Here is a 633-nt window from a genome sequence, read left to right on the forward strand (position 1 = left end):
GGTGAGCGGAGGGGTGCGGGGGGGAGTGGGTGTTAGTCACCACTCGCACACATTTTCGGGTTTGGACTAGGGTGCTGCGCCCCGGAGTCGGCGGAGCAGAAGGCCATCAAGGGCAATATGTCGAAGAAGCGCGTCCACGAAATCGCCAAGGAACTCAAGAGCCACGGGATTGAGCTCGACAACAAGGAGGTCGTCACCGAGCTGTCGAGCCTCGGTTACGACGTCAAGAGCCACTCGTCGTCTCTCGATGACGACCAGGCGACCGCTGCCGTCCAGAAGATTCTGGACAAGCGCAAGCCGAAGCAGGCCACGCCGCCCGTGACGGCGAAGGGCTTCGTCGTGCGCCGCAAGGTGGGTCCGCCCGCCGGTGCGACCGCGGACAGCGGGGCCGAGGCTTCACAGGCCGCCGAGCCTGCCTATGAGCAGCCGCCGTCGGCGCCCGAGCCCGCCACGTTCGCCGCCGAGGAGCCGGTGCAGGCGCCTCCGCCCGTCGAGGCGCCCCGCGCGCCCGCCGAGCCGCCGAGCGCCCCGGAGCCCCAGCGCGTCGAGGCCCCGGTCGCCGCTGCGGCGGAGCCGTCGGCTCCGGCTGCTGTCACGTCTACGCCCCCCGCGCAGGTCGCCGAGGCCCCGAAG

The 633-nt window shown here is 70.9% G+C and carries 1 protein-coding gene; it reads left to right on the forward strand.

Features of this window, described 5'->3' with window-relative positions; translation table 11 throughout:
- Positions 1 to 117: 117 nt before the first annotated feature.
- The coding region (locus tag FL344_RS38230) for a translation initiation factor IF-2 N-terminal domain-containing protein (protein WP_194863412.1) at positions 118 to 633 on the forward strand (516 nt) is incomplete at its 3' end.

It is taken from the genome of Myxococcus sp. AB036A, from assembly GCF_006547355.1.
In the GTDB taxonomy this organism is placed as follows: Bacteria; Myxococcota; Myxococcia; order Myxococcales; family Myxococcaceae; genus Myxococcus; species Myxococcus virescens.